The organism is Streptomyces longispororuber (genome assembly GCF_014656095.1).
Lineage (GTDB): Bacteria > Actinomycetota > Actinomycetes > Streptomycetales > Streptomycetaceae > Streptomyces > Streptomyces longispororuber.
On record NZ_BNBT01000005.1, the window covers coordinates 43611 to 62763 of the forward strand.

Below are 19153 nucleotides of genomic sequence, written 5' to 3' on the forward strand. Positions count from 1 at the left end.
CCCACGGAGGCCCTGCCCCCGCCCCGGCCCCGCACCCCGTTCGGACGCCGCCGCACGGCGGCACACGCCACCCCCGGCGCGGACGGCCCGGCCCGGGGTGCCGCGGGCGCGGGTCAGTGGGTGACGACGTTGTGCGCCGGGATGATCTGCGGCTCCACGTCGGCGTGGCCCAGGTCGGCGAGGACCGGCTGCAGGACCTTCGCGAAGTTCTCCAGCGCCTCCTCGGACTCCCACACGTCGACGATCCGCCAGCCGCCGTCGACCGGTCCGGCCGCGTGGGAGATCAGGCCCGGCGCGGGAACGTCGGCGAGCGAGGTGAACTCGCCGCCGTCGGTGAGCCGGCTGACGCACGCGTCGTAGAGCTCCTGCCCGACGCCCGGGATGTCGAACGTGACGATGATGGCCATGTCGTCCTCCGCTGTCCGCTCGCTGCGCGGCGACCGCTCCCGTCGACGCGATCCCCTGGCTGCCTACCCGGGCCCCGCCCGTACGACGACGCCCGGCGGGGGCCGGACGAGGCAGCCGAGGGGCGCCGGAAGGCCCTCGCGCCCTCCCGCGAGCCGTCCGACACCCGTGGGCGCTCCCACGCGCCGCCGTGGCCACGCGGCTGCCCGGAGGCTGCCGTACACGCCGGTCGCCCGAAGGCTGCCGTACGCCGTCTGACCGGGGCATGCCGTACGCCGTCTGACCGGAGGCCGCCGTACGCCGCTCCCGCCGGGGGCGGCACCCGCTCAGCCCGCCCCCGGCGCCTGGGCCAGCGTCTCGCCCGCCCGGGTCCGCGCGTACAGCACGTGGCGGCCCGAGCGGTGGGCGCTCACCAGGCCCGCCGTGCGCAGCAGCGTGAGGTGCTGGGAGACGCCCCCGGGCGTGAGGCCGGTGCGCCGGGCCAGGTCGGTGGTCGACGCGGGGGCGGACAGCTCCGCGAGCAGGACCGCCCGGGCCCGGCCCACCACCCCCGCCAGCGCGTCGGAGACCCGCACCGGCCGGGACTGCCAGAGCGTGCCCACGCCCCGCGGCGGGTACCGCAGCGACGGCTGCCAGGGCTCGTTGAGGACCGAGAAGACACGCGGCCACACGAAGGCCGACGGCACCAGGAGCAGGCCCCGGCCGTCGAGGCGGCGCGAGCCGCGCGCGGTGCGGTGCTCCAGGTGCAGCGTGCCGCCCGCCCAGGTCACCTGGGGGTCGAGGTCCTGGAACAGCCGCTGGGCGCCCCCGTCCACCAGGCGGCTCGCGCGGTAGCGGATGTCGTCCTCCAGGAGGGTGAGCACCCGCGACCAGTACGGGGCGAGGGCCAGCTCCCAGTACGCCTCGATCACGTCCGCGAGGCGGCCGAGTTCCGCCTCGGGGTCCGCGCGCAGCGCCGCCATGCGCGCGGGCGGTACGTCGGCCTTGGTGCGCAGCAGCGCCGGCGGCGTGCCGCGCACCGTGGCCAGCTCCACCGCAAGCGACGGCAGCGGCGTCGTGGGCGGCGGGCAGAGGAAGCCGGGCACGTACCCCGCCCACGGCGCGTGCGCCGGTACCGGAACGAGGTCGAACAGCGGCGACAGGTCGACGCCCGACGCCGCGAGCCGCGGCCGCACCTGCCGCACCCAGGCGCGGTGCAGGCCGTGCTCGTCCGCGCCCTTCAACACCCGGACGCTCGCCACCACTTCCCACAGCGGGGACAGCGCGAAGCGGGTCCGGGCCACGTCCTCCGTACCGAATGCGATCTCGATCATTCAGCTCAGGCTAAATCACTGGGCCGTGGCGCCCGCCGCCCCGCATCGTGCCCCGCATGACCTCCGCACACGGCTCCCCGTGGGGGCTGCGGGACTTCCGGACGCTGTTCGCGGCCGGCGCCCTCAGCCACCTCGGCACCAACGTCGGCTACGTGGCCGTCCCCCTGCTCGCCGTCACCGCCCTCGACGCCGGGCCGGGCCAGGTGGGCGCCCTCGCCGCGCTGTCCACCGCGGCCTTCCTGCTCATCGGCCTGCCCGCGGGGGCCTGGGTGGACCGGCTGCCGGGCCGCCGCGTCCTGGTCGCCGCGGACGCGGCCCGCGCCCTGCTGCTCGCGTCCGTGCCCGTGGCCTGGTGGCTGGACGCGCTGTCGCTGCCGCAGTTGTACGCGGTCGTGCTGCTGAACGGCGCCGCCACCGTGTTCTTCGACGTCGGCTCGCAGAGCGTCCTGCCCGACCTCGTCGGGCGCGACCGCCTGGTGCGGGCGAACACCGCGGTCATGGGCCTGATGGCGGGCGCCAACATCGCCGGGCGCGGCGCGGGCGGCCTCGTGGTCCAGGCGTTCACGGCGCCCCTGGCGCTCGCGGCGGGCGCGGTCGCCTACCTCGCCTCCGCGGTCGGCCTCACCCGGATCGGCCGGGGGCACGCGCCCGCCGCGGCGCCCGGCGCCCGGCGGCGGCTGCGCGCGGAGATCGCGGAGGGGCTGCGGCACGTGTTCGGCCGCCCCGAGCTGCGGGCCATGGCCCTCGGCGCGACGCTGAACAACCTCGGCGGGCAGTTGGTCAACGCCGTCCTTCCGGTCCTGTTCGCCCGTGAACTCGGCCTGCCCGCCGGGGCGCTCGGCCTGTACTGGGCGGTGGGCGGCCTCGGTCTGCTGGTCGGCGCGCTCTGCGCCCGCCGCCTCGCGGCCCGCCTCGGCCACGGCCGGGCGATGGCCCTCGCCGGGCTGTGGCTCGCCCCCGCGGGCCTGGCCGTGGGGCTGGTCGGGGACGGGCCCTGGCTGTGGGTGGCGGGCGCGGGCTGGCTGCTCGCCACGGCCCGCACGGGCCTCGACAACGTCCTGGGCGTCACCCTGCGCCAGCACCTCACCCCCGACCCGCTCCTCGGCCGCATGAACGCCACCTTCCGCTTCCTGCTCACCGGCGCCCTGGCGATCGGCTCGGTCCTCGCCGGTGTCATCGGCGAACTGGTCGGCGTACGCGCGGCGGTGTGGACCGGTGCGATCTGCCTGACGTGCGCGTTCCTGCCGGTCTTCGGCTCACCGGTGCGCGCCCTGCGGGAGCTCCCGGCGCTCGCGCAGCCGCCCGCTCCGTCACCGGCGACGGAGCGCGCCCCCTAGCCCGGCCTGCGCCAACGGTGGTGCTACGAAGGCCTGTGCGGCCCGCTGCGCGCGCTCGGCCCGGCGGACCGCGAGCGGAGCCGCCAGGCCCGTCACGGCGAACAGCGCCCCCACGACGTACCAGCCGGGACGGCCCCACGTGACGCACAGGGAGAGGAGCAGGCCCGGTCCGAGAGCCTCCGCCAGGCCCGCGCCCAGGCCGAACACGCCCAGGTACTGGCCGGTGGCGCCCGGCGGGGCGAGCGCGAAGGAGACCTCGAACCCGGCCGCCGCGTGCCACAGTTCGCCCACGGCGTGGACGACCACGGCGACCAGGAGCAGCGTCACGGCGGCCCACGTCGGCGGGCCCGCGGCCAGGGAGATCAGCGCGCAGGAGGCGAGGAAGGCCACCCCCGAGCGGCGGTAGGCGCGCCCGCCCGCCGCGGGGGAGTCGACGCCGCGGCTCGCCCGCACCTGGAGGGCGACGACGATGACGGTGTTGACGAGCATGGTGCCCGACACCAGCCAGGACGGGGCGGTGGTGGCCTCGACCAGCCACAGCGGCAGCGCCACCGTGAGCACCTTGAACTGCACCGCCATGACCCCGTCGAGAACGGTCAGGACCAGGTAGGGCCCGTCGCGCAGGGCGGCCCGGCGCGGCCCGGGCGCGACGGGCACCGGCCTGACCGGCGGCAGCGGCAGCACGAGCACCGCCGAGGCGGCGAACGCGAGCGCGTTGCCGACGACCAGCAGGTGGTACGCGGTGAGCGTGCCGGCGTGCACGGCCACGCCCGCCAGCAGGGCGCCCAGGGAGATGCCGACGTTCGTCACGGCCCGCAGGTACGCGCGGAACTCCTGCGGCCGCTCGCCCCCGTGGTGGCGGATGAGCGGGCTGCGCGCCGCGACCCCCGCGGCCTTCGCCCCGGTGGCCACGCTCACCGCGACGACGAACGGCCAGAAGCCGTCCACCAGCACGAACGCTGCCGTGGCGAGGGCCTGGACGGCGAGGGTGGCGGCGTACACGCCCCGGGCTCCGCGCCGGTCCGCGAGGTGGCCGACGGCGATGCCCGCGGCCAGCGAGACGCACCCCGCGATGCCGAGGCCGAGACCCACCTGGTGCGCGGGCAGGGCGACCGCCTGCGTGAAGTACAGCACCCCGGCGGTCAGGTAGAGGCCGCTGCCGACGGTGTTGACGAAGTTGGAGGCGGCGATGACGCGCCGCGGACCCGCGGGAGGCAGCGCCTTGGACAGGGCGGACGGAAGGCTCATGGCCGCCCCGCACGCGGGTGGGCGGCACCGGTGTTCTGCATGGCCACGACAGTGCTGTAATAGTCTTGTGCAGCTCAACCCTTACGGTGTGGACGCGGTCCGACTGGCCGCGGACCTGGCGAACCGGCGCCCGGAGAGCCCCCAGGAGCTCGCGGCACGCTGCCGTGCCGCCGGACTGACCCTGGAACGCCCCGCCGTGCCCGAGGACCTGGACCGGGTCCTGGCCCTCCTCGACGCGTGGGAGGAGGTCGTCGACGCCGCCGCCGAGCCGGAGCGCGCCGCCCTGCTCAACGCGATGCTGGCGGCCGGCACGAGCCACCCCCGGCTCACCGACCACGCGGGCGACGGCTGGCACCTCCACTACCGCGACGACCACCAGTCGCTCGGCTCCCTCCTGTACGCGCTGATCGCCGTCGGCACCGCGCTGCACCTGGTGGGCCGGGGCATGCACCGGCTGCGGCGCTGCGCCGTCACCGAGTGCGTCACGACCTTCGCCGACACCTCGCGCACCGGGGTGCGCCGCTACTGCTCGCACCGGTGCGCCAACCGGGACGCGGTACGCCGCCACCGGGCGCGCGCCGGACGGTGACCCCGCCCGCGGGCCCGCCGCCGCGGCGGTGGGATCATGGCCCGTCATGAGCACAGACGGGCGCGCGGCCCGGCGGGACCGGGGGGCGGACGGGTGGCCCGACACCGTGGGGGACACGGCCCTCACCATCAAGGTCCCCGAGGCCGACCCCTTGGTCAGGGCCGGGTTCCCGGCGCACGTCACCGTGCTCTACCCCTTCCTGCACGAGAGCCGTGTCGATGCCCGGGTGGAGCGTGACCTCTCCACCCTCTTCGCCGCGCACGCCGCGTTCGAGCTGACGTTCACCGAGTTCGGCCGCTACCCCGGCGTGCTCTACCTCGACCCCTGGCCGCACGACCCGGTCGTGGCGCTCACCAAGGACCTGACCGGGCGCTGGCCGGAGGCGGTCCCGTACCGGGGGATCTTCGGCGCCGGCCTCGCGCCGCACCTGACGGTCGCCAACAGCGAGGGCCCCGCGACGCAGGACGCCGCGTACGCCGCCCTGGAGGCCGAGCTGACGCCCGCGCTGCCGCTGACGTGCGCCGTGGCCGCCGTCCACTTGATCACCTGGGACGGCGCGCGCTGGCGGGACCGGACGGCGTACCCCCTCGGCGGCGGTGCGCGCCCCGCGGGCGCCCTCACGCGTACGGGTGATGTCCGGTGCAGGGGCGCTGACAACTCGGCCCGCCCGCCCGACGCTTGAGGCATGGACAACGCGAGCACACGTCCGGTCCGCGCCCTCGCCCGCCGAGCGGCGCGGCTCGCCGCCGTGGTGGCGGCCCTCGGCCTCTCCGCCTGGGCCGCGCCCGTCGGCGCGGCCCCCGTGGCGACGGGCTGCGTCGTCAACGGGCAGCCGCAGCCCGGACCGGAGATCAACGGAACGAACGGCGACGACGACATCCGCTGCGACAGCCTCGGCCCCGGCGACGTGGTCTTCGGGTACGACGGCCGCGACACCGTGCGGGTCACCTTCAACCGCGCCGGTGTCGTCAACGGCAACCGGGGCGCCGACACCATCCGCGTCGAGGAGGAGAACACCGGCCTCGTCCAGGCCGGTGACGGCAACGACGACGTCGTCGCCTCCTTCAACGGCCCGTCGGGCAGGATCCACGGCAACCCGGGCGACGACCGGCTCCAGGTCCTGCTGAACGAGGGCGTCGTCGACGGCAACGAAGGCGTCGACACCTGCTTCGTCAACGAGGGCACGGTGCTCAACTGCAACCCGTGACCCGGGCCGCGCGGCCGGGCCTCACCCCGTGAAGTCGGCGGCGTGGTCGCGGGCCCAGGTGGCGAAGGAGCGGGCCGGTCGGCCGGTCAACTGCTCGACGCAGCGGGTGAGTTCGACGGGTGTGCCGTCGTGGGCCCGCCACCAGTCCAGCAGGCAGTCGGCGAAGCCCGGCGGCATGTAATCCGCCACCTCCTTCTTCCACTCCTCGCGGCCGACCTCCCGCACGGGCACGTCGCGGCCCATGACCCGGCTCAGGACGGCGATCTGCTCGGCGAAGGTCAGCGACTCCGGACCGGTCAGGACGTACGGGCGGCCGCCGAGGGCGGGGTCGGTGAGCACGGCGAACGCGGCCCGCGCCACGTCGGCCTCGTGGATCGGGTCGCTGTGCGAGTTCGGGTAGGGGAGGCTGACCGGCCGTCCTGCCCGCAGGCTCCAGCTCCACGCCAGCGCGTTGGCGGCGAACGCCCCGGGGCGCAGGAAGGTCGTACGGAACGGGGCGGGCTCCAGGGCGGTCTCCGCGTCCAGGTGGGACCTGGCCATGGGGTTGTCGGCGGCGTCGGGGGCGAGGACCGCGGAGGACGACAGCAGGACGACGTGCTCGACGCCGGCCGCGGCGGCCTCCTCGGCGAAGGCGCCGGCGCACGACGGCTCGGCGTACAGGAAGACCGAGGTCACGCCCTTGAGCGCGGCCGCGAAGGTGGTGGGGTCGGTCAGGTCGCAGGGGACGGTGTCCGGGCCTTCGGGCTGCCGCGACGCCGCGCGCACGGCGACCCCGTGCTCGCGCAGCAGGGCGGTGAGGCGGCGGGCGACGGCGCCGCGGCTTCCGGTGACGAGGACGGTCATGGTTGGAGTTCCTTCCGGTGGTGGGGTGCGGGCGCGGGCACGCGCGGGGAGCCGGGAACCGGTCCGGCGGGGTGCGGGGGCGCCGCGAGGTCCGCGGGCGGGCGGCGCGGAGCACCGGTCCCGCATTGGGTGGCCCAGGGAGGCGTGTCCCCGGGGAAGTCGGCGAAGCGTGTCCCCGGGCGAGCCCGGATAGAATGCCCGCGTGGCGAATAAGCTTCGCCACGAAGATACATCGTGGTGCAACATCTTCGCCACGCATATTTTTCTGGGGAGACGCAGGATGCCGAACCGCCCGGAGCTGCTGGCCCGTGTGATCGCGGAAAGCCAACGGCACTACGCCGCGTACACGCTGTTCAACCAGGCCATGGCCGACCGGGTCGGGCTGCACCCCACCGACGTGCAGTGCCTGGCGCTGCTCGACCTGGAGCCCGGCCCGGTCACCACCGGCGACATCGCCCGCCTCACCGGCCTGGCCTCCGGCTCGGCCTCCCGCCTGGTCGACCGGCTGGAGAAGGCGGGGTTCGTGGAGCGCCGCAGCGACCCGGAGGACCGCAGGCGGGCCCTGGTCGCGCTGGTGCCCGACGCGGGGGAGCGGCTCGCGCGGGCCTGGGAGGCCCCGGGCACGGCGTTCGGCGCGGTCCTGGAGAGCTACAGCGACGAGCAGTTGGAGGTCATCGCGGACTACCTCCACCGGGCCGCGGAGGTCGGCCGGGACCAGGCCCGCCGCCTCGGTTCATCGCCGGGGCGATGACGAACCGCCGCGCCTGAACCGGTCCCGCCTCCGGGCAGGTTAGGGCCCGGTGTGCTGCCGGGCTCAGCCCTGGCTCAGGCGGACGGTCAGGCCGTGGCGGGTGGGCCTGCGGCGCTCGGGGGCGCCCTCCGCCCACAGGGAGCGGACGTGGCCGAGGTGGCGCGTCATGCAGGCCTCCGCGCCCCGCGCGTCGCCCGCCACCATCAGGTCGAGCAGCTCCAGGTGCTCCCGCGCCGACGGCAGCAGCCGGCCGCTCTCGTCCAGGGCGGTCAGACCGTACAGGCGGGAGCGCTTGCGCAGGTCGCCGACCGTCTCCACCAGGCGGTCGTTGCCGCCGAGCGCCAGCAGGGAGAGGTGGAAGCGGCGGTCGGCCTCCAGATAGCCGATGAGGTCGTGGTCGCGGGCCGCGGCCACGATCTCCTCGGCGACCGGCCGCAGCGCCTCCAGGTCCGCGCGGTCCGCGGTACGGGTGATCCGGCCGGTCATGGGGACCTCGATGAGGGTGCGGATCTCCGTGTACTCGTCCAGGTCGCGCTCGTTGACCTCGGTGACCCGGAACCCCTTGTTGCGCACCGGCTCGACGAGGCCCTCGCGCGCCAGGTCCAGCATCGCCTCGCGCACCGGCGTCGCGGAGATGCCGAAGTCCTCCGCGAGGCCCGGCGCCGAGTACACCTCGCCCGGGCGGAGTTCGCCCGAGATGAGCGCCGCCCGCAGGGCGTGGGCCACCTGGTCGCGCAGGCGCTCCCGGGTGGTGATGAGGTTGCGCTGCTTGAGGTGGCCCATGGTCGTGGTGTCCCTTCGTGACCCCGCCGCGCACAGCCGCTCACGGCCGCTCGCACCGTGACGTGGCGCCCGGGGCGGGGCGGATCACCAGCGTACAATGTCACGTTGTCGTCGCCGCGGCCCCGGCGGGGCCCGGCCGGTACCGGTGCGGGTCACAGCAGGAACCCCCCGGGGAACGGGTCGTCGGGGTCGAGGAAGTACTGGGCCGTGCCGGTGATCCAGGCGCGTCCGGTGACGCGCGGCACGACGGCGGGGACGCCGCCGACGTCCGTCTCGGCGACGAGGCGGCCGGTGAACTCCGTACCGATGAACGACTCGTTGACGAAGTCCTGGTGCAGCGGCAGGGCGCCGCGGGCGTGCAGTTGGGCCATCCGCGCGGAGGTTCCCGTCCCGCACGGGGAGCGGTCGAACCAGCCGGGGTGGATGGCCATGGCGTGCCGCGAGCGGCGCGCGTCGGAGCCGGGGGCGGCGAGGTAGACGTGTTTCAGGCCGCTGATCTCCGGGTGCAGCGGGTGCGCGGGCCGCTCGTCGGACGCGTTGACCGCCGCCATGACGGCGAGGCCCGCCGCGAGCAGCTCGTCCTTGCGGGCCCGGTCGAACGGCAGCCCCAGGGCGCCGAGTTCGACGAACGCGTAGAAGTTGCCGCCGAAGGCGAGGTCGTACGTCACCGTCCCGTACCCCGGTACGTCCACCTTGCGGTCGAGGCCGACGCAGAACGCGGGCACGTTGGTGAGCGTGACCGCCCGCGCCGCCCCGTCCTCGACCTGTACGTCGACGGTGACCAGGCCCGCCGGGGTGTCGAGCCGGACCGTGGTGACGGGTTCGGTCACGGTGACCATGCCGGTCTCGACGAGCACGGTGGCCACGCCGATGGTGCCGTGCCCGCACATCGGGAGCAGCCCGGAGACCTCGATGAAGAGCACGCCGTGGTCGGCGTCGGGGCGGGTGGGCGGCTGGAGGATCGCGCCGCTCATCGCGGCGTGCCCGCGCGGCTCGTACATCAGCAGGGTGCGCAGGTGGTCGAGGTGGTCGATGAAGTGGAGCCTGCGTTCGGCCATGGTGGCGCCGGGGACGACCCCGACGCCGCCGGTGATCACGCGCGTGGGCATGCCCTCGGTGTGCGAGTCCACGGCGTGGAAGACGCGACGCGTCCGCATGGAAGTCTCCCTGGGATCAGCGGTGGTCGTCAGCGGTGGCCGTCGGCGACGGCCTTCTCCGTGGCGGCCCGCACGCGGGCGCCGGCGTCCGCGGTGAGCGGCAGGCGCGGCGGCCGGGTGGGGCCGCCGCGGAACCCGACGACGTCCATGGACGCCTTGATGGCCTGGACGAACTCGGTCTTCGAGTCCCACCGCAGGAGTGGGTGCAGGGACCGGTAGAGCGGCAGGGCCGCGGCCGTGTCCCTGGCGGTCGCGGCGCGGTAGAGCTCGGCGCAGGAGGCGGGGAAGGCGTTGGGGTACCCGGCGACCCAGCCGACGGCACCGGCGAGGGAGAGCTCCAGCAGGACGTCGTCGGCACCGGCCAACAGGTCGAGCCCGGGCGCGAGTTCGGCGATCTCGTACGCGCGGCGCACGTCGCCGCTGAACTCCTTGACCGCCACGACGTGGCCCGCGGCACACAGGTCGGCGAGCAGGTCCGGGGTCAGGTCGACCCTGGTGTCGAGCGGGTTGTTGTAGGCCACGACGGGCAGCCCGGCCGCGGCCACCTCGGCGTAGTGGGCGCGCACGGCCCGCGCGTCGGCCCGGTAGGCGTTGGGCGGCAGCGCCAGGACACTGCCGCAGCCCAGTCCGGCCGCGTGCTCGGCCCAGCGGCGGGCCTCGGCGCCGCCGTACGCGGAGACGCCGGGCATCACCCGGGCACCGTCGCCCGCGGCCTCGACGGCGGTCCGCACCACGCGGGCGCGCTCGTCGGCGGTGAGGGTCTGGTACTCGCCGAGGGAGCCGTTCGGCACGACGCCGTCGCAGCCGTGGTCGAGGAGGCGGCGCACGTGCTCGGCGTACGCGTCGTGGTCGACGGACAGGTCGTCGCGGAACGGGAGCGCGGTGGCGACCATGAGGCCGCGCCACGGGAGGTCGGGGGTCCAGGAGGCGGCGGGGGAGGGGGGCGTCGTCAGGGACGTCATGAAGGGGCCCTTCTGTGGTGTGACGTGTGGCGTGGAGGGCAGGGGCTGCGGGCGGGCCAGGGCTGAGGGGGCGTCTTGCGCCCCGGTCCTACTGCTCGTCGGGCGGGGAGCACGCCTGGGCGTCGGTGGCCGTGGCGGAGTCCTCGGCAGGGGTGTCGGCGGTGGCGGTGGCGGTGGTGGCGGTGATGTCGGCGGTGGCGGTGGCGGTGGCGATGGCGGTGTCGTGTGAGGGATGGTCGTCGGGGTCAGGGTCAGGGTCGGGGTCGGGGTCCGGGTCTGGGTCCCGCGTCCCGGTCTCCTCCGTGTCAAGGGCCGCGAGCACTCCCAGGGGCACCGGTGCGGCGAGCGGTCTGCGCTCCGGGGACGGCGGCTGCCGGGGGCCGGGTGCCGCCTCCGCCAGGCAGGCCACGGCCGTGCCGCACACACGGCCCTGGCACCAGCCCATGCCCGCGCGCGTGAGGAGCTTGACGGTGCGCGCGTCCCGGGCGCCGTAGTCGGCGACGGCCTCGCGGACGCGCCCCGCGGTGACCTCCTCGCAGCGGCAGACGTCCGTGCCGTCGTCGAGCCAGCGGGTCCAGCCGGGGCCGGGCGCGTGCGCGCGGGCCATGGCGTCGGCGAAGGCGCGCAGCCGGGCGCGCCGCCGCCCCAGCTCGCGCACGCGTGCCGTGCGGACGAGCGCGGACCGGCCGAGCAGGTGGGCCGCCGCGGCGACACCCGCCAGCTCGCCCTCGGTATAGGCGAGTTGGGCACCGCCCACGCCGCCGGTCTCGCCCGCGGCGAACACCCCGGGGACCGTGGTGGCCTGCACGCCGTCCAGGACGAGGGCGTACGTCCCGTCCGGCGTCCGCCGCGTCGCGCAGCCGAGCCCGAGGGCCAGCTCCACCTGCGGCACCAGGCCGTGGCCGACGGCGAGCGCGTCACAGGCGATACGGCGGCCGGTGCCCGGCACGGGCCGCCAGTGGCGGTCGAGCCGGGAGACGGTGACCGCCTCCACCCGGTCGGTGCCGTGGGCGCGGGTCACCGCGCTGCGGGTGCGCAGCGGCACCCGGTGGCGCAGCAGCGCCGCGCCGTGGGCCGCGCCCTCCACCAGCTTGTGCGGGGCGGCGAGCAGGGCGCGCGGCACGCGGGCGTACGCGCGGTAGGCCGACGCCTCCACCACCACGGGGACGCGGGCGCCCGCCGCGGCCAGGGCCGAGGCCACCGCAAGGAGCAGCGGACCGCTGCCCGCCACCACGACCCGGCGGCCGGGAAGCACGAGGCCCGACTTCAGCATCGCCTGAGCACCACCGGCGGCCACCACGCCCGGCAGGGTCCAGCCGGGGAAGGGCAGATGGCGTTCGTGGGAGCCGGTCGCGAAGAGCACCGCGCGGGCGCGCACGCACACCGGGCGGCCTCCGTCGCCGGCGCCGTCGTCACTGTCCCCGTCCCTGTCGCCGTCCCCGTCGCCGTCGCCGTCGCCGTCCGGGCCGGTGACCGCGTGCACCGCCCAGAGGTCGCCGTCGCGTACGACGGTCCATACGTGGTGGCCGGTCAGGCGGGTCACCGCGCTGGAGGTCAGGCGGTGGTACAGGCCCGTGAAGACGGACCAGTCGTGGTGGAGGGCCCCGGGACGCGCCGCGCCCAGCGCCGGATCGGGGTGGCGGTGGAACTGGCCGCCCGGCCGGTCCGCGCCGTCCAGCAGGGTCACGGAGAGGCCGAGCCCGGACGCGGCCACGGCACCCGCGAGCCCTGCCGGACCCGCGCCGATCACCGCGAGGTCGCAGGGTTCGGCGGGCGGGGCGGGGGCGGGGCCCGGCCCGTGGGTGTCCGGCGTCGGCCCGTCCGTGGTGCACCACGGCCCCGGCCCCTCCGCCTCAGGTGTCGAGTCCGGCACGGCCGTGTCCCTCCTGTGTGGTGACGGCGTCGCCGGGCCGGGCCGGGACCAGGCAGGCGCGGCGGTTGGGGCGGCCGTTGACGGTGGCCAGGCAGTCGTGGCACTGGCCGATGCCGCAGAACGCGCCGCGCGGCCGTCCGCCGACGCGGGTGGTGCGCCAGGCGAGGATGCCCGCCGCCCACAGCGCGGCCGCCACCGACTGGCCGGACAGGGCCGGGACCGGGCGCCCGTCGAAGGTGATCTCGAAGGCGGCCCGGGGCGCCGCGCCCACGAGGCGGGCGGGCGTACGGCTGTCACGCGCCATGGTTCGCTTCCTTTCCGCAGGCGGAGTGCGCGCCGAACCGGTCGGGCCGGAACGGCGCGGTGTCGAGCGGGAGTTCGCCGCCGGTGAGCAGCGCGGCCACCAGCAGGCCCGTCGCCGGGGCGAGGCCGATGCCCGCGCCCTCGTGACCGCAGGCGTGCAGCAGGCCGGGGACGCGGGGGTCGGCACCGATCGCGGGCAGGTGGTCGGGCAGGTACGGCCGGAACCCGGCGTAGGCGCGCACGGCCCGTACGGTGGCGAGGACCGGGAAGAGCCGTACCGCCTGCGCGGCCAGGCGGTGCAGCGCCGCCACCGACAAGGAGCGGTCGAAGCCGACCCGCTCCCGGCTCGCGCCGATGAGCACGGGCCCGGCGGGGGTGCCCTCGACGACGGCCGAGGTCCGCAGCGCCGCCGAGTCGCTGGCGACGTCGGCGACGTAGTCCGCCGCGTACACCTTGCGCCGGACCACGCGCGGCAGCGCCTCGGTGACCAGGACGAAGCCGCGCCGCGGCAGCACGGGCAGGGCCACGCCCGCGAGCCGGGCGAGGTCGCCGCCCCAGGTGCCCGCGGCGTTCACGAGGTACGGCGCGTGCAGCTCGCCCGCGCGGGTCCGCACGCCGCGGATCCGCCCGCCGGCGCCGGTGAGGACGCCGGTGACCTCCTCGCCGAGCCGCAGCCGGACCCGGTCGCCGCCCGCGCGCAGCAGATGGGCGGCGGCGAGGGCGGGCTGCACCTGGGCGTCCTGCGGGTAGTGGAAGCCGCCCGCGAGGCCGGGAGCCAGATGGGGTTCCAGCTCGCGGAGCCGCTCGCCCGGCACCTCCCGCGCGGTGACGCCCGCGTGCGCCTGCCGCCGGGCGAAGTCGCGCAGGGCGGCCATGGCGCCCGGCTCGGAGGCGACGACGAGACCGCCCTTGGCCTCGTACTCGATCCGGGGCGGCAGCAGTTCGGCGAGCGAGCGCCACAACCGCGTGGACAGCAGGGCCAGTTCCAGTTCCGGGCCGGGCTCCTTGTCCGAGACCAGCAGGTTGCCCTCACCTGCGCCCGTGGTCCCGCCCGCGACGGGGCCGCGGTCGACCACGGTGACGTCCAGGCCGGCGCGGGCCGCGTAGTAGGCGCAGGCGGCACCGACCACGCCCGCTCCGACGACGATGACGTCCGGGGAGGTGCTCGCTGTCCGCTCGACCGTGGCCACGTCAGTAATATTTCACATTGCACCGAGGCTGCCAAGGGATCGCGTGGCTCCTCAACTGCCGCTCGTCAGATGCCCGTTCGTTGCGGCAAAGGCGTGTCTGACCCCTTGTCAGTGCAATTTCACATTACTACGTTACGCGTCACATGGCGGAGAGCGAGCCGCGTGGGCAACGCCGCCAACGGCCCTACAAGGACCTGCACTTGAGCTCCGGCGCATCATGCCGCGGCGCCGCTCTCCCACGACCCCCCACCTCGGGAGCCCCTGTGTTTCCTTCGAGACCCGGTCCGAGACCACCGCGCAGGCCCCTGCACGGACCCTTGAGCCGATCCTTGTGCAGAGGCGCGCTCACCTTCCTCACGGCGGTGGCCCTGTGCGTCACCGTCGCCCCGCCCGGGCAGGCGGACACCACCGCCCCGGCGCCCGCGGAGCGGCGTACGGCTGACCGCGGGGCCGCCGCGGCCGACCCGTACGATCGGGCCGAGCGGGTGGCCAGGGCGCCCGAGCCGTCGGCCCGGCGGCTGCTCGCGCCGGGCGGTCTGGCCGACGGCCGCGTCCCCGGCCCGCGCACACCCGAGCCCACCGAGCGCACCCGCGTTGCCGGTTGCACGCTCGACGATCTGGCGCGGTTGTCCCCCGAGGGCCTCGCCGACTTCCTCGCCGACCGCGCCGTCACCGCCGACGGCTGCCTGCGCGGCCTCGTCTGGACGTGGGACCGGCGCCTCGCGCCGGTGATGTCCGACGCCCACGTGCAGGCCGTCGCCCGCCGCGCCGGCGCGCTCGCGGCGGGCCACGACGGCAGGAACGGCAGCCACCTCCTGGAGATGTTCACCTATCTGCACGCGGTGGCGTACCACGACTTCTCGCGCGACGAGATCGACGTCACCGACCCGCCGACCGTCGCCGCCACGCGGGCGGCCGTCGACGCCTTCGGATCGGCCGCCCGCACCTTCGACGTGACCCGTACCAATGCCGAGACGCTGCGCGAGGCCCTGTACGCGGCGAGCGCCCCGGGCCTGCGCCAGCACCAACTGCCGCTGATCCAGCGGGTCCTCGCGACCATGGGACCGGACCGGCCGGACACCCACAAGGACGCCTCGTGGGCCGGTGCCGCGCTCGCCGCCCTCTCCGTCAACTACCTGGGCGTGTACCCCGGCAACCAGGACACCGCCTTCCACGCGGCCGTCACCGCCGCGCCCGCCTACCGCGCCGCCTTCAAGGCGTTCGCGCACCACACCCACCTCAAGGGCACGGCCAACGCGTGGGTGGCGCGCGACGCCGTCTCGGAGTACGGGCGCATGGGTCAGATCGACGCACTCCGCGGCGAGATCGTCCCCGGTCTCGGTCCGCTGCTCGCCGTCACCGCCCGCGCCTTCGGCGACCTCAGCGCGCCCTGGGCGAAGGTCGCCGCCTGGCTGATCGCGTTCGACGCCTGCGCCCCGTACCAGGTGTGCCGCCCGGACATCGAGAAGCGTCTCTTCCCGCACACCTACCGCTACGGCGTCCAGGGCACGGACGGCATGGCGGTGCGCACCGCACTCGGCCGGGACACCGTGGACCAGCTCGCCTACGCGAGCCGCCAGGTGGAGGCCCAGTTCCGGCGGGTGGTCGGCACCCGGGCCCCGCTGGCGGGCGACCCGAACACCGACCTGCGCGTCGTCCTGTACGCCTCGCGCGCCCAGTACGAGGACTTCCAGCCGCTCCTGACCGGCCTGGGCACCGACAACGGCGGCATGTACATCGAGCGGGGCGCCACCTTCTACACGTACCAGCGCCGCGTCCCCCAGGACTCCTCGCTCACGCTCGAAGAGCTGTTCCGGCACGAGTACACGCACTACCTCAACGGCCGCTGGGCGGTGCCCGGCTTCTTCGGCGAGGGCCCCTGGTACGAGGGCGACCGGACCACGGCGATGGACGAGGGCACCGCGGAGTTCCTCGGCGGCGCCACCCGCGACGACGGCGTCAAGGTCCGCAAGTCCCTGATCCAGGGCGTCATCGCCGACACCGCGGGCGGCCGCCCGCGCATGACCGTCGACGAGCTGCTGCACGCCACGTACGCCGGTGACGGCTTCCGCTTCTACGACTACGCGGGCGCGTTCTTCACGTACCTGTGGACCGAACACCCGTCCCGGCTCCAGGAGATGTACCGCCTGCTGCGCGCCGGCGACCCGGCGGCCTTCGACGCCTGGCGCGACCGGCTCGGCGGGAACGCGGGCGTCCAGCGGGAGTTCGACGCGTTCCTCGACGACCAGATCGCCCAGGTGGACGACCTGTTCGTGCCGGACACCACGTACGTCCCGGTGGGCGAGCTGCGCGCCGCGACGGCCGCGCGGATCCGCGACTCCCTCGCCGCGACGACCGGCCTCGCGCCGCGGTGCGCCGCCGGGGGTTCCCCGGAGCGCCCGCGCTTCACCTGCACCGGCCGGGTCACGGCGCGGCTCACCGACGCCGCCGACGCGGACCTCGTCCTGAAGGACATGTCCGAGACCGTCGACCACTTCGTCCTGGACCGGGCGACGGGCGGCGACAACAACCTCACCGACATGACCTGCTCCTTCGGCCGGGTGGACATCTGGCCCGACGGCCACGGCGGCACCTCTGACGTGCACTGCGAGGGCCCGCTGCGCGGCTGACACCCGTACCCCGGCGGCACCCCGCCCACGGGCGGCAGCGGCGGAGGGCGCCACCAGTGCCCCCCGCCGCACGCGTGACCCCCGGGATCCGGGGCAGAGGGGAGAGCCGATGCCGCGTCGGCGGGCGTGCGCGAGCCGAGGACCGAGGAGGACAAGGGTGTTCGAAGGTTTCGAGGAGACACGGATCGACGTCGGTGAGGCGTCCGTCTTCGTCCGCTTCGGCGGTGACGGCCCGCCGGTGGTGCTCCTGCACGGCTACCCCCGTACGTCGGCGACGTGGCACCGGGTCGCGCCGCGGCTCGTGGCGGCCGGCCACACGGTGGTCTGCCCGGACCTGCGCGGCTACGGGCGCTCCACCGGGCCGCGGTTCACGGCGGACCACGCGGGCTACTCCAAGCGCGCCGTCGCCGGGGACGTCGTCGCGGCGATGCGCCACCTCGGGCACCGCCGCTTCGCCCTCGCCGGACACGACCGCGGGGGCGCCGTGGCGCTGCGCCTGGTGCTCGACCACCCGGACGCCGTCTCCCGGGTGGCCTTCCTGGACTGCCTGCCGGTGACGGAGCACCTGTCGCGGATCACGGCCGAGTTCGCCACCCAGTGGTGGCACTGGTTCTTCTTCGCGCAGCCGGACATCCCCGAGCGGGTCATCACCGCCGACCCCGACGCCTGGTACCGCGGCGACCCGGACGCCATGGGCCCCGAGAACTACGAGGAGTGGCGGCAGGCGACCCGCCGCCCCGAGGTGGTGCGGGCGATGCTGGAGGACTACCGCGCCGGGCTCACGGTCGACCGGTTCCACGAGGAGGCCGACCGGGACGCCGGGCGGCGTGTCACCTGCCCGGCGCTGGCCCTGTGGTCGCTCCGGGACGACCTGGAGGACCTCTACGGCGATCCGCTGGCCATCTGGCGCCGGTGGGCCACCGACGTGCGCGGGCACGGCATCGACTCCGGCCACCACGTCGCCGAGCAGGCGCCCGAGGCCCTGGCCGCGGCGCTCGCCGACTTCCTCCGGGACGAGCCCCGCGCCTGAGCCGCGGGCCCCGCCCTCAGCGGACCAGCAGCCCCGCGATCCGCCCGGCGGTCCAGTGCCCGAGCGCGCCCGGGCAGGCCGCGAGATAGGCGGCGACGGCGGCCTCGTCCCAGGCGGCCGTCTCCAGCAGGCCCGCGGCCAGGTGCCGCAGATAGGCGCGCGCGGGGACATTCAGGGCGACGTCGGTCAGCCGCCAGGGGGCCGTGAAGGTGAGCAGGGGCAGCCCGTCGAGCAGGCCCGCGCACACCAGGGTCTCGTAGCGCCCGGCGCCGAGGCGGGCCCGCCCGTCCCGCAGGACCGCCGTCAGGTCGAGGTCGGTGCCGGGCGGCCGGTACATCTCCTGGGCGGCGATGTCCGAGAACTGCGCCGGAGTCACCAGGTGCGCCCGCGCGTACACCCGGCCGTCGGCGCCGGGGTCGTAGAAGGCCCGGCCGCCCGTCCACAGGACCGACTCCGTGGCGAAGTACAGCACACCCGGCAGCTCCACGGCCCGGGACACCCGCGGCGGGCGGCGGTCGCGGCAGCCGGGGTGGTCCCGGGACGACCCCGGGGGCCTGCCGCCGGCGATGTACGCCATCAGGCGGTCCAGGTGCATGTTCGAGCCGTAGGAGACGTACCAGACGTGCTCCGGGCCCGGGACGGGACGCGGCACGAGCGGCTCCGTGTGCGGCGGGGGCGGACTCCTGACCAGTATGAGCCCGACATGGTCCGTCATCACGCGAAAGTGATCGAAAGCTCTCGAAAAGAAGATCGACTCCTCCTTATACTTCGCTTTGTTCGAAGGGCGGGGGGCTGTGTCTTCGAGACGTCCCTCCTCCCTGCCGCCGTCACGCCACGCCATGCCGCCCCATGCCATGCCCTGCCATGCCATGCCGCGTCGTGTCGTGCCGTGCGGCGCACGAGCTCCGAGAGACCCCCAAGAGACCTACGAAAAGGGACCCCCATGTCACGCAAGAGCCTGGCCGCCGCCGGTCTGCTCGCCACCGCCCTCACCGCCACCCTGGCCCCGTCCGCGCAGGCGGCCTCGGCCTCGATCACGCGGGCCGAGTACGACAAGGTCAAGCTGGGCGCGACCGTCGCCAAGCTGCACTCGACCGCGGGCTCGGGCGCCTGCAAGAAGACCTCGAGCAGCAGCTCGCCCGGCTACTCCAGCAAGACCTACACGTGCAAGGGCAACAAGAGGGGCAGCACGGCGTCCTTCCTGTTCGTCAACAGCAAGCTGGAGCTGAAGTCGCAGGGGGGCCTGGACGGCAGGACGTCCAACGGCAAGATGACGAAGGCCAAGTACAAGAAGATCACCAAGGGCAAGACGGTCGCCCAGATGCACGCGGTCGCGGGCAGGGGCGTGTGCGTGCGCACCGCCGACGCCGAGGCCAAGGGCGCGAAGTCGGCGGTCTACACCTGCGAGCAGAAGTCCCCCTTCGGCGTCGCGTCCTTCTCCTTCACCAACGGCAAGCTGAACGGCCGCAGCCAGTTCGGTCTGCGCTAGGGCACGTCCGGGCAGGGCGCCCGGGCCCGGGCCCGGCCGCGTC

At 75.5% G+C, this 19153-nt stretch carries 19 protein-coding genes; 8 read left to right on the forward strand and 11 right to left on the reverse strand.

Annotated features, from left to right (window positions below; genetic code table 11):
* Positions 1–113: 113 nt before the first annotated feature.
* The gene (locus tag IE330_RS02815; protein ID WP_190134202.1) at positions 114–407 is read right to left on the reverse strand and encodes a hypothetical protein; all 294 of its coding nucleotides are present in this window, start codon (positions 405–407) and stop codon (positions 114–116) included.
* A gap of 324 nt (positions 408–731) precedes the next feature.
* Entirely contained in the window at positions 732–1718 is a 987-nt protein-coding gene (locus IE330_RS02820; protein ID WP_190134203.1) for an ArsR/SmtB family transcription factor, read from the reverse strand.
* A 56-nt stretch (positions 1719–1774) separates the two neighbouring features.
* Here IE330_RS02820 and IE330_RS02825 point away from each other — a divergent pair, with 56 nt between their 5' ends.
* Positions 1775–3055: an MFS transporter gene (locus tag IE330_RS02825; protein WP_190134204.1), complete on the forward strand. Its 1281-nt coding sequence runs from the start codon at positions 1775–1777 to the stop codon at positions 3053–3055.
* On the opposite strand, the gene IE330_RS02830 is transcribed toward IE330_RS02825, so the two are convergent.
* Positions 3029–4303, reverse strand: a complete 1275-nt coding sequence (locus tag IE330_RS02830) for an MFS transporter (protein WP_190134205.1) — start codon at positions 4301–4303, stop codon at positions 3029–3031. The genes IE330_RS02825 and IE330_RS02830 overlap by 27 nt on opposite strands.
* Positions 4304–4370: 67 nt before the next feature.
* Between IE330_RS02830 and IE330_RS02835 the strand changes: the two genes are divergently transcribed.
* From IE330_RS02835 to IE330_RS02845, 3 genes are read left to right on the forward strand one after another with little or no spacing between them, the layout of a single operon-like run.
* Positions 4371–4892, forward strand: coding sequence for a CGNR zinc finger domain-containing protein (locus tag IE330_RS02835; RefSeq protein ID WP_190134206.1), 522 nt, complete (start codon positions 4371–4373; stop codon positions 4890–4892).
* Between the two features lie 46 nt (positions 4893–4938).
* Complete coding sequence (locus tag IE330_RS02840) at positions 4939–5574, forward strand: 2'-5' RNA ligase family protein (protein ID WP_190134207.1); 636 nt, start codon at positions 4939–4941, stop codon at positions 5572–5574.
* Positions 5575–5577: 3 nt separating this feature from the next.
* Positions 5578–6099 (forward strand): hypothetical protein, encoded by a 522-nt coding sequence (locus IE330_RS02845; RefSeq protein ID WP_190134208.1) that lies wholly within the window; start codon positions 5578–5580, stop codon positions 6097–6099.
* A gap of 21 nt (positions 6100–6120) precedes the next feature.
* Here IE330_RS02845 and IE330_RS02850 read toward each other — a convergent pair whose 3' ends face one another.
* A complete protein-coding gene (locus tag IE330_RS02850) occupies positions 6121–6942 on the reverse strand; it encodes an NAD(P)H-binding protein (protein ID WP_190134209.1) in 822 nt (273 codons plus the stop codon).
* Between the two features lie 280 nt (positions 6943–7222).
* Here IE330_RS02850 and IE330_RS02855 point away from each other — a divergent pair, with 280 nt between their 5' ends.
* Positions 7223–7693, forward strand: coding sequence for a MarR family winged helix-turn-helix transcriptional regulator (locus tag IE330_RS02855; protein WP_190134210.1), 471 nt, complete (start codon positions 7223–7225; stop codon positions 7691–7693).
* A 63-nt stretch (positions 7694–7756) separates the two neighbouring features.
* Here IE330_RS02855 and IE330_RS02860 read toward each other — a convergent pair whose 3' ends face one another.
* From IE330_RS02860 to IE330_RS02885, 6 genes are all read right to left on the reverse strand, one after another.
* Complete coding sequence (locus tag IE330_RS02860; RefSeq protein ID WP_190134211.1) at positions 7757–8476, reverse strand: GntR family transcriptional regulator; 720 nt, start codon at positions 8474–8476, stop codon at positions 7757–7759.
* 152 nt (positions 8477–8628) lie between these two features.
* The gene (locus tag IE330_RS02865) at positions 8629–9633 is read right to left on the reverse strand and encodes a proline racemase family protein (protein ID WP_190134212.1); all 1005 of its coding nucleotides are present in this window, start codon (positions 9631–9633) and stop codon (positions 8629–8631) included.
* A 29-nt stretch (positions 9634–9662) separates the two neighbouring features.
* Positions 9663–10595, reverse strand: coding sequence for a dihydrodipicolinate synthase family protein (locus tag IE330_RS02870; protein ID WP_190134213.1), 933 nt, complete (start codon positions 10593–10595; stop codon positions 9663–9665).
* 88 nt (positions 10596–10683) lie between these two features.
* Positions 10684–12345 (reverse strand): FAD/NAD(P)-dependent oxidoreductase, encoded by a 1662-nt coding sequence (locus IE330_RS02875; RefSeq protein ID WP_229925330.1) that lies wholly within the window; start codon positions 12343–12345, stop codon positions 10684–10686.
* Positions 12346–12448: 103 nt separating this feature from the next.
* On the reverse strand, positions 12449–12772 hold the full coding sequence (locus IE330_RS02880; protein ID WP_190134215.1) for a (2Fe-2S)-binding protein: 324 nt from the start codon (positions 12770–12772) through the stop codon (positions 12449–12451).
* Complete coding sequence (locus IE330_RS02885; RefSeq protein ID WP_190134216.1) at positions 12762–13961, reverse strand: NAD(P)/FAD-dependent oxidoreductase; 1200 nt, start codon at positions 13959–13961, stop codon at positions 12762–12764. Before IE330_RS02885 ends, IE330_RS02880 begins: the two co-directional genes overlap by 11 nt.
* A gap of 317 nt (positions 13962–14278) precedes the next feature.
* Between IE330_RS02885 and IE330_RS02890 the strand changes: the two genes are divergently transcribed.
* Together IE330_RS02890 and IE330_RS02895 are read left to right on the forward strand one after the other, a co-directional pair.
* Positions 14279–16591 (forward strand): collagenase, encoded by a 2313-nt coding sequence (locus tag IE330_RS02890; RefSeq protein ID WP_229925312.1) that lies wholly within the window; start codon positions 14279–14281, stop codon positions 16589–16591.
* 157 nt (positions 16592–16748) lie between these two features.
* Positions 16749–17621 (forward strand): alpha/beta hydrolase, encoded by an 873-nt coding sequence (locus tag IE330_RS02895; RefSeq protein WP_190134218.1) that lies wholly within the window; start codon positions 16749–16751, stop codon positions 17619–17621.
* 16 nt (positions 17622–17637) lie between these two features.
* Here the strand turns inward: IE330_RS02895 and IE330_RS02900 are convergent, their stop codons facing one another.
* Entirely contained in the window at positions 17638–18216 is a 579-nt protein-coding gene (locus IE330_RS02900) for a histone deacetylase (RefSeq protein WP_190134281.1), read from the reverse strand.
* Between the two features lie 348 nt (positions 18217–18564).
* Here IE330_RS02900 and IE330_RS02905 point away from each other — a divergent pair, with 348 nt between their 5' ends.
* Positions 18565–19110 (forward strand): hypothetical protein, encoded by a 546-nt coding sequence (locus tag IE330_RS02905; RefSeq protein WP_190134219.1) that lies wholly within the window; start codon positions 18565–18567, stop codon positions 19108–19110.
* Positions 19111–19153: the final 43 nt, after the last annotated feature.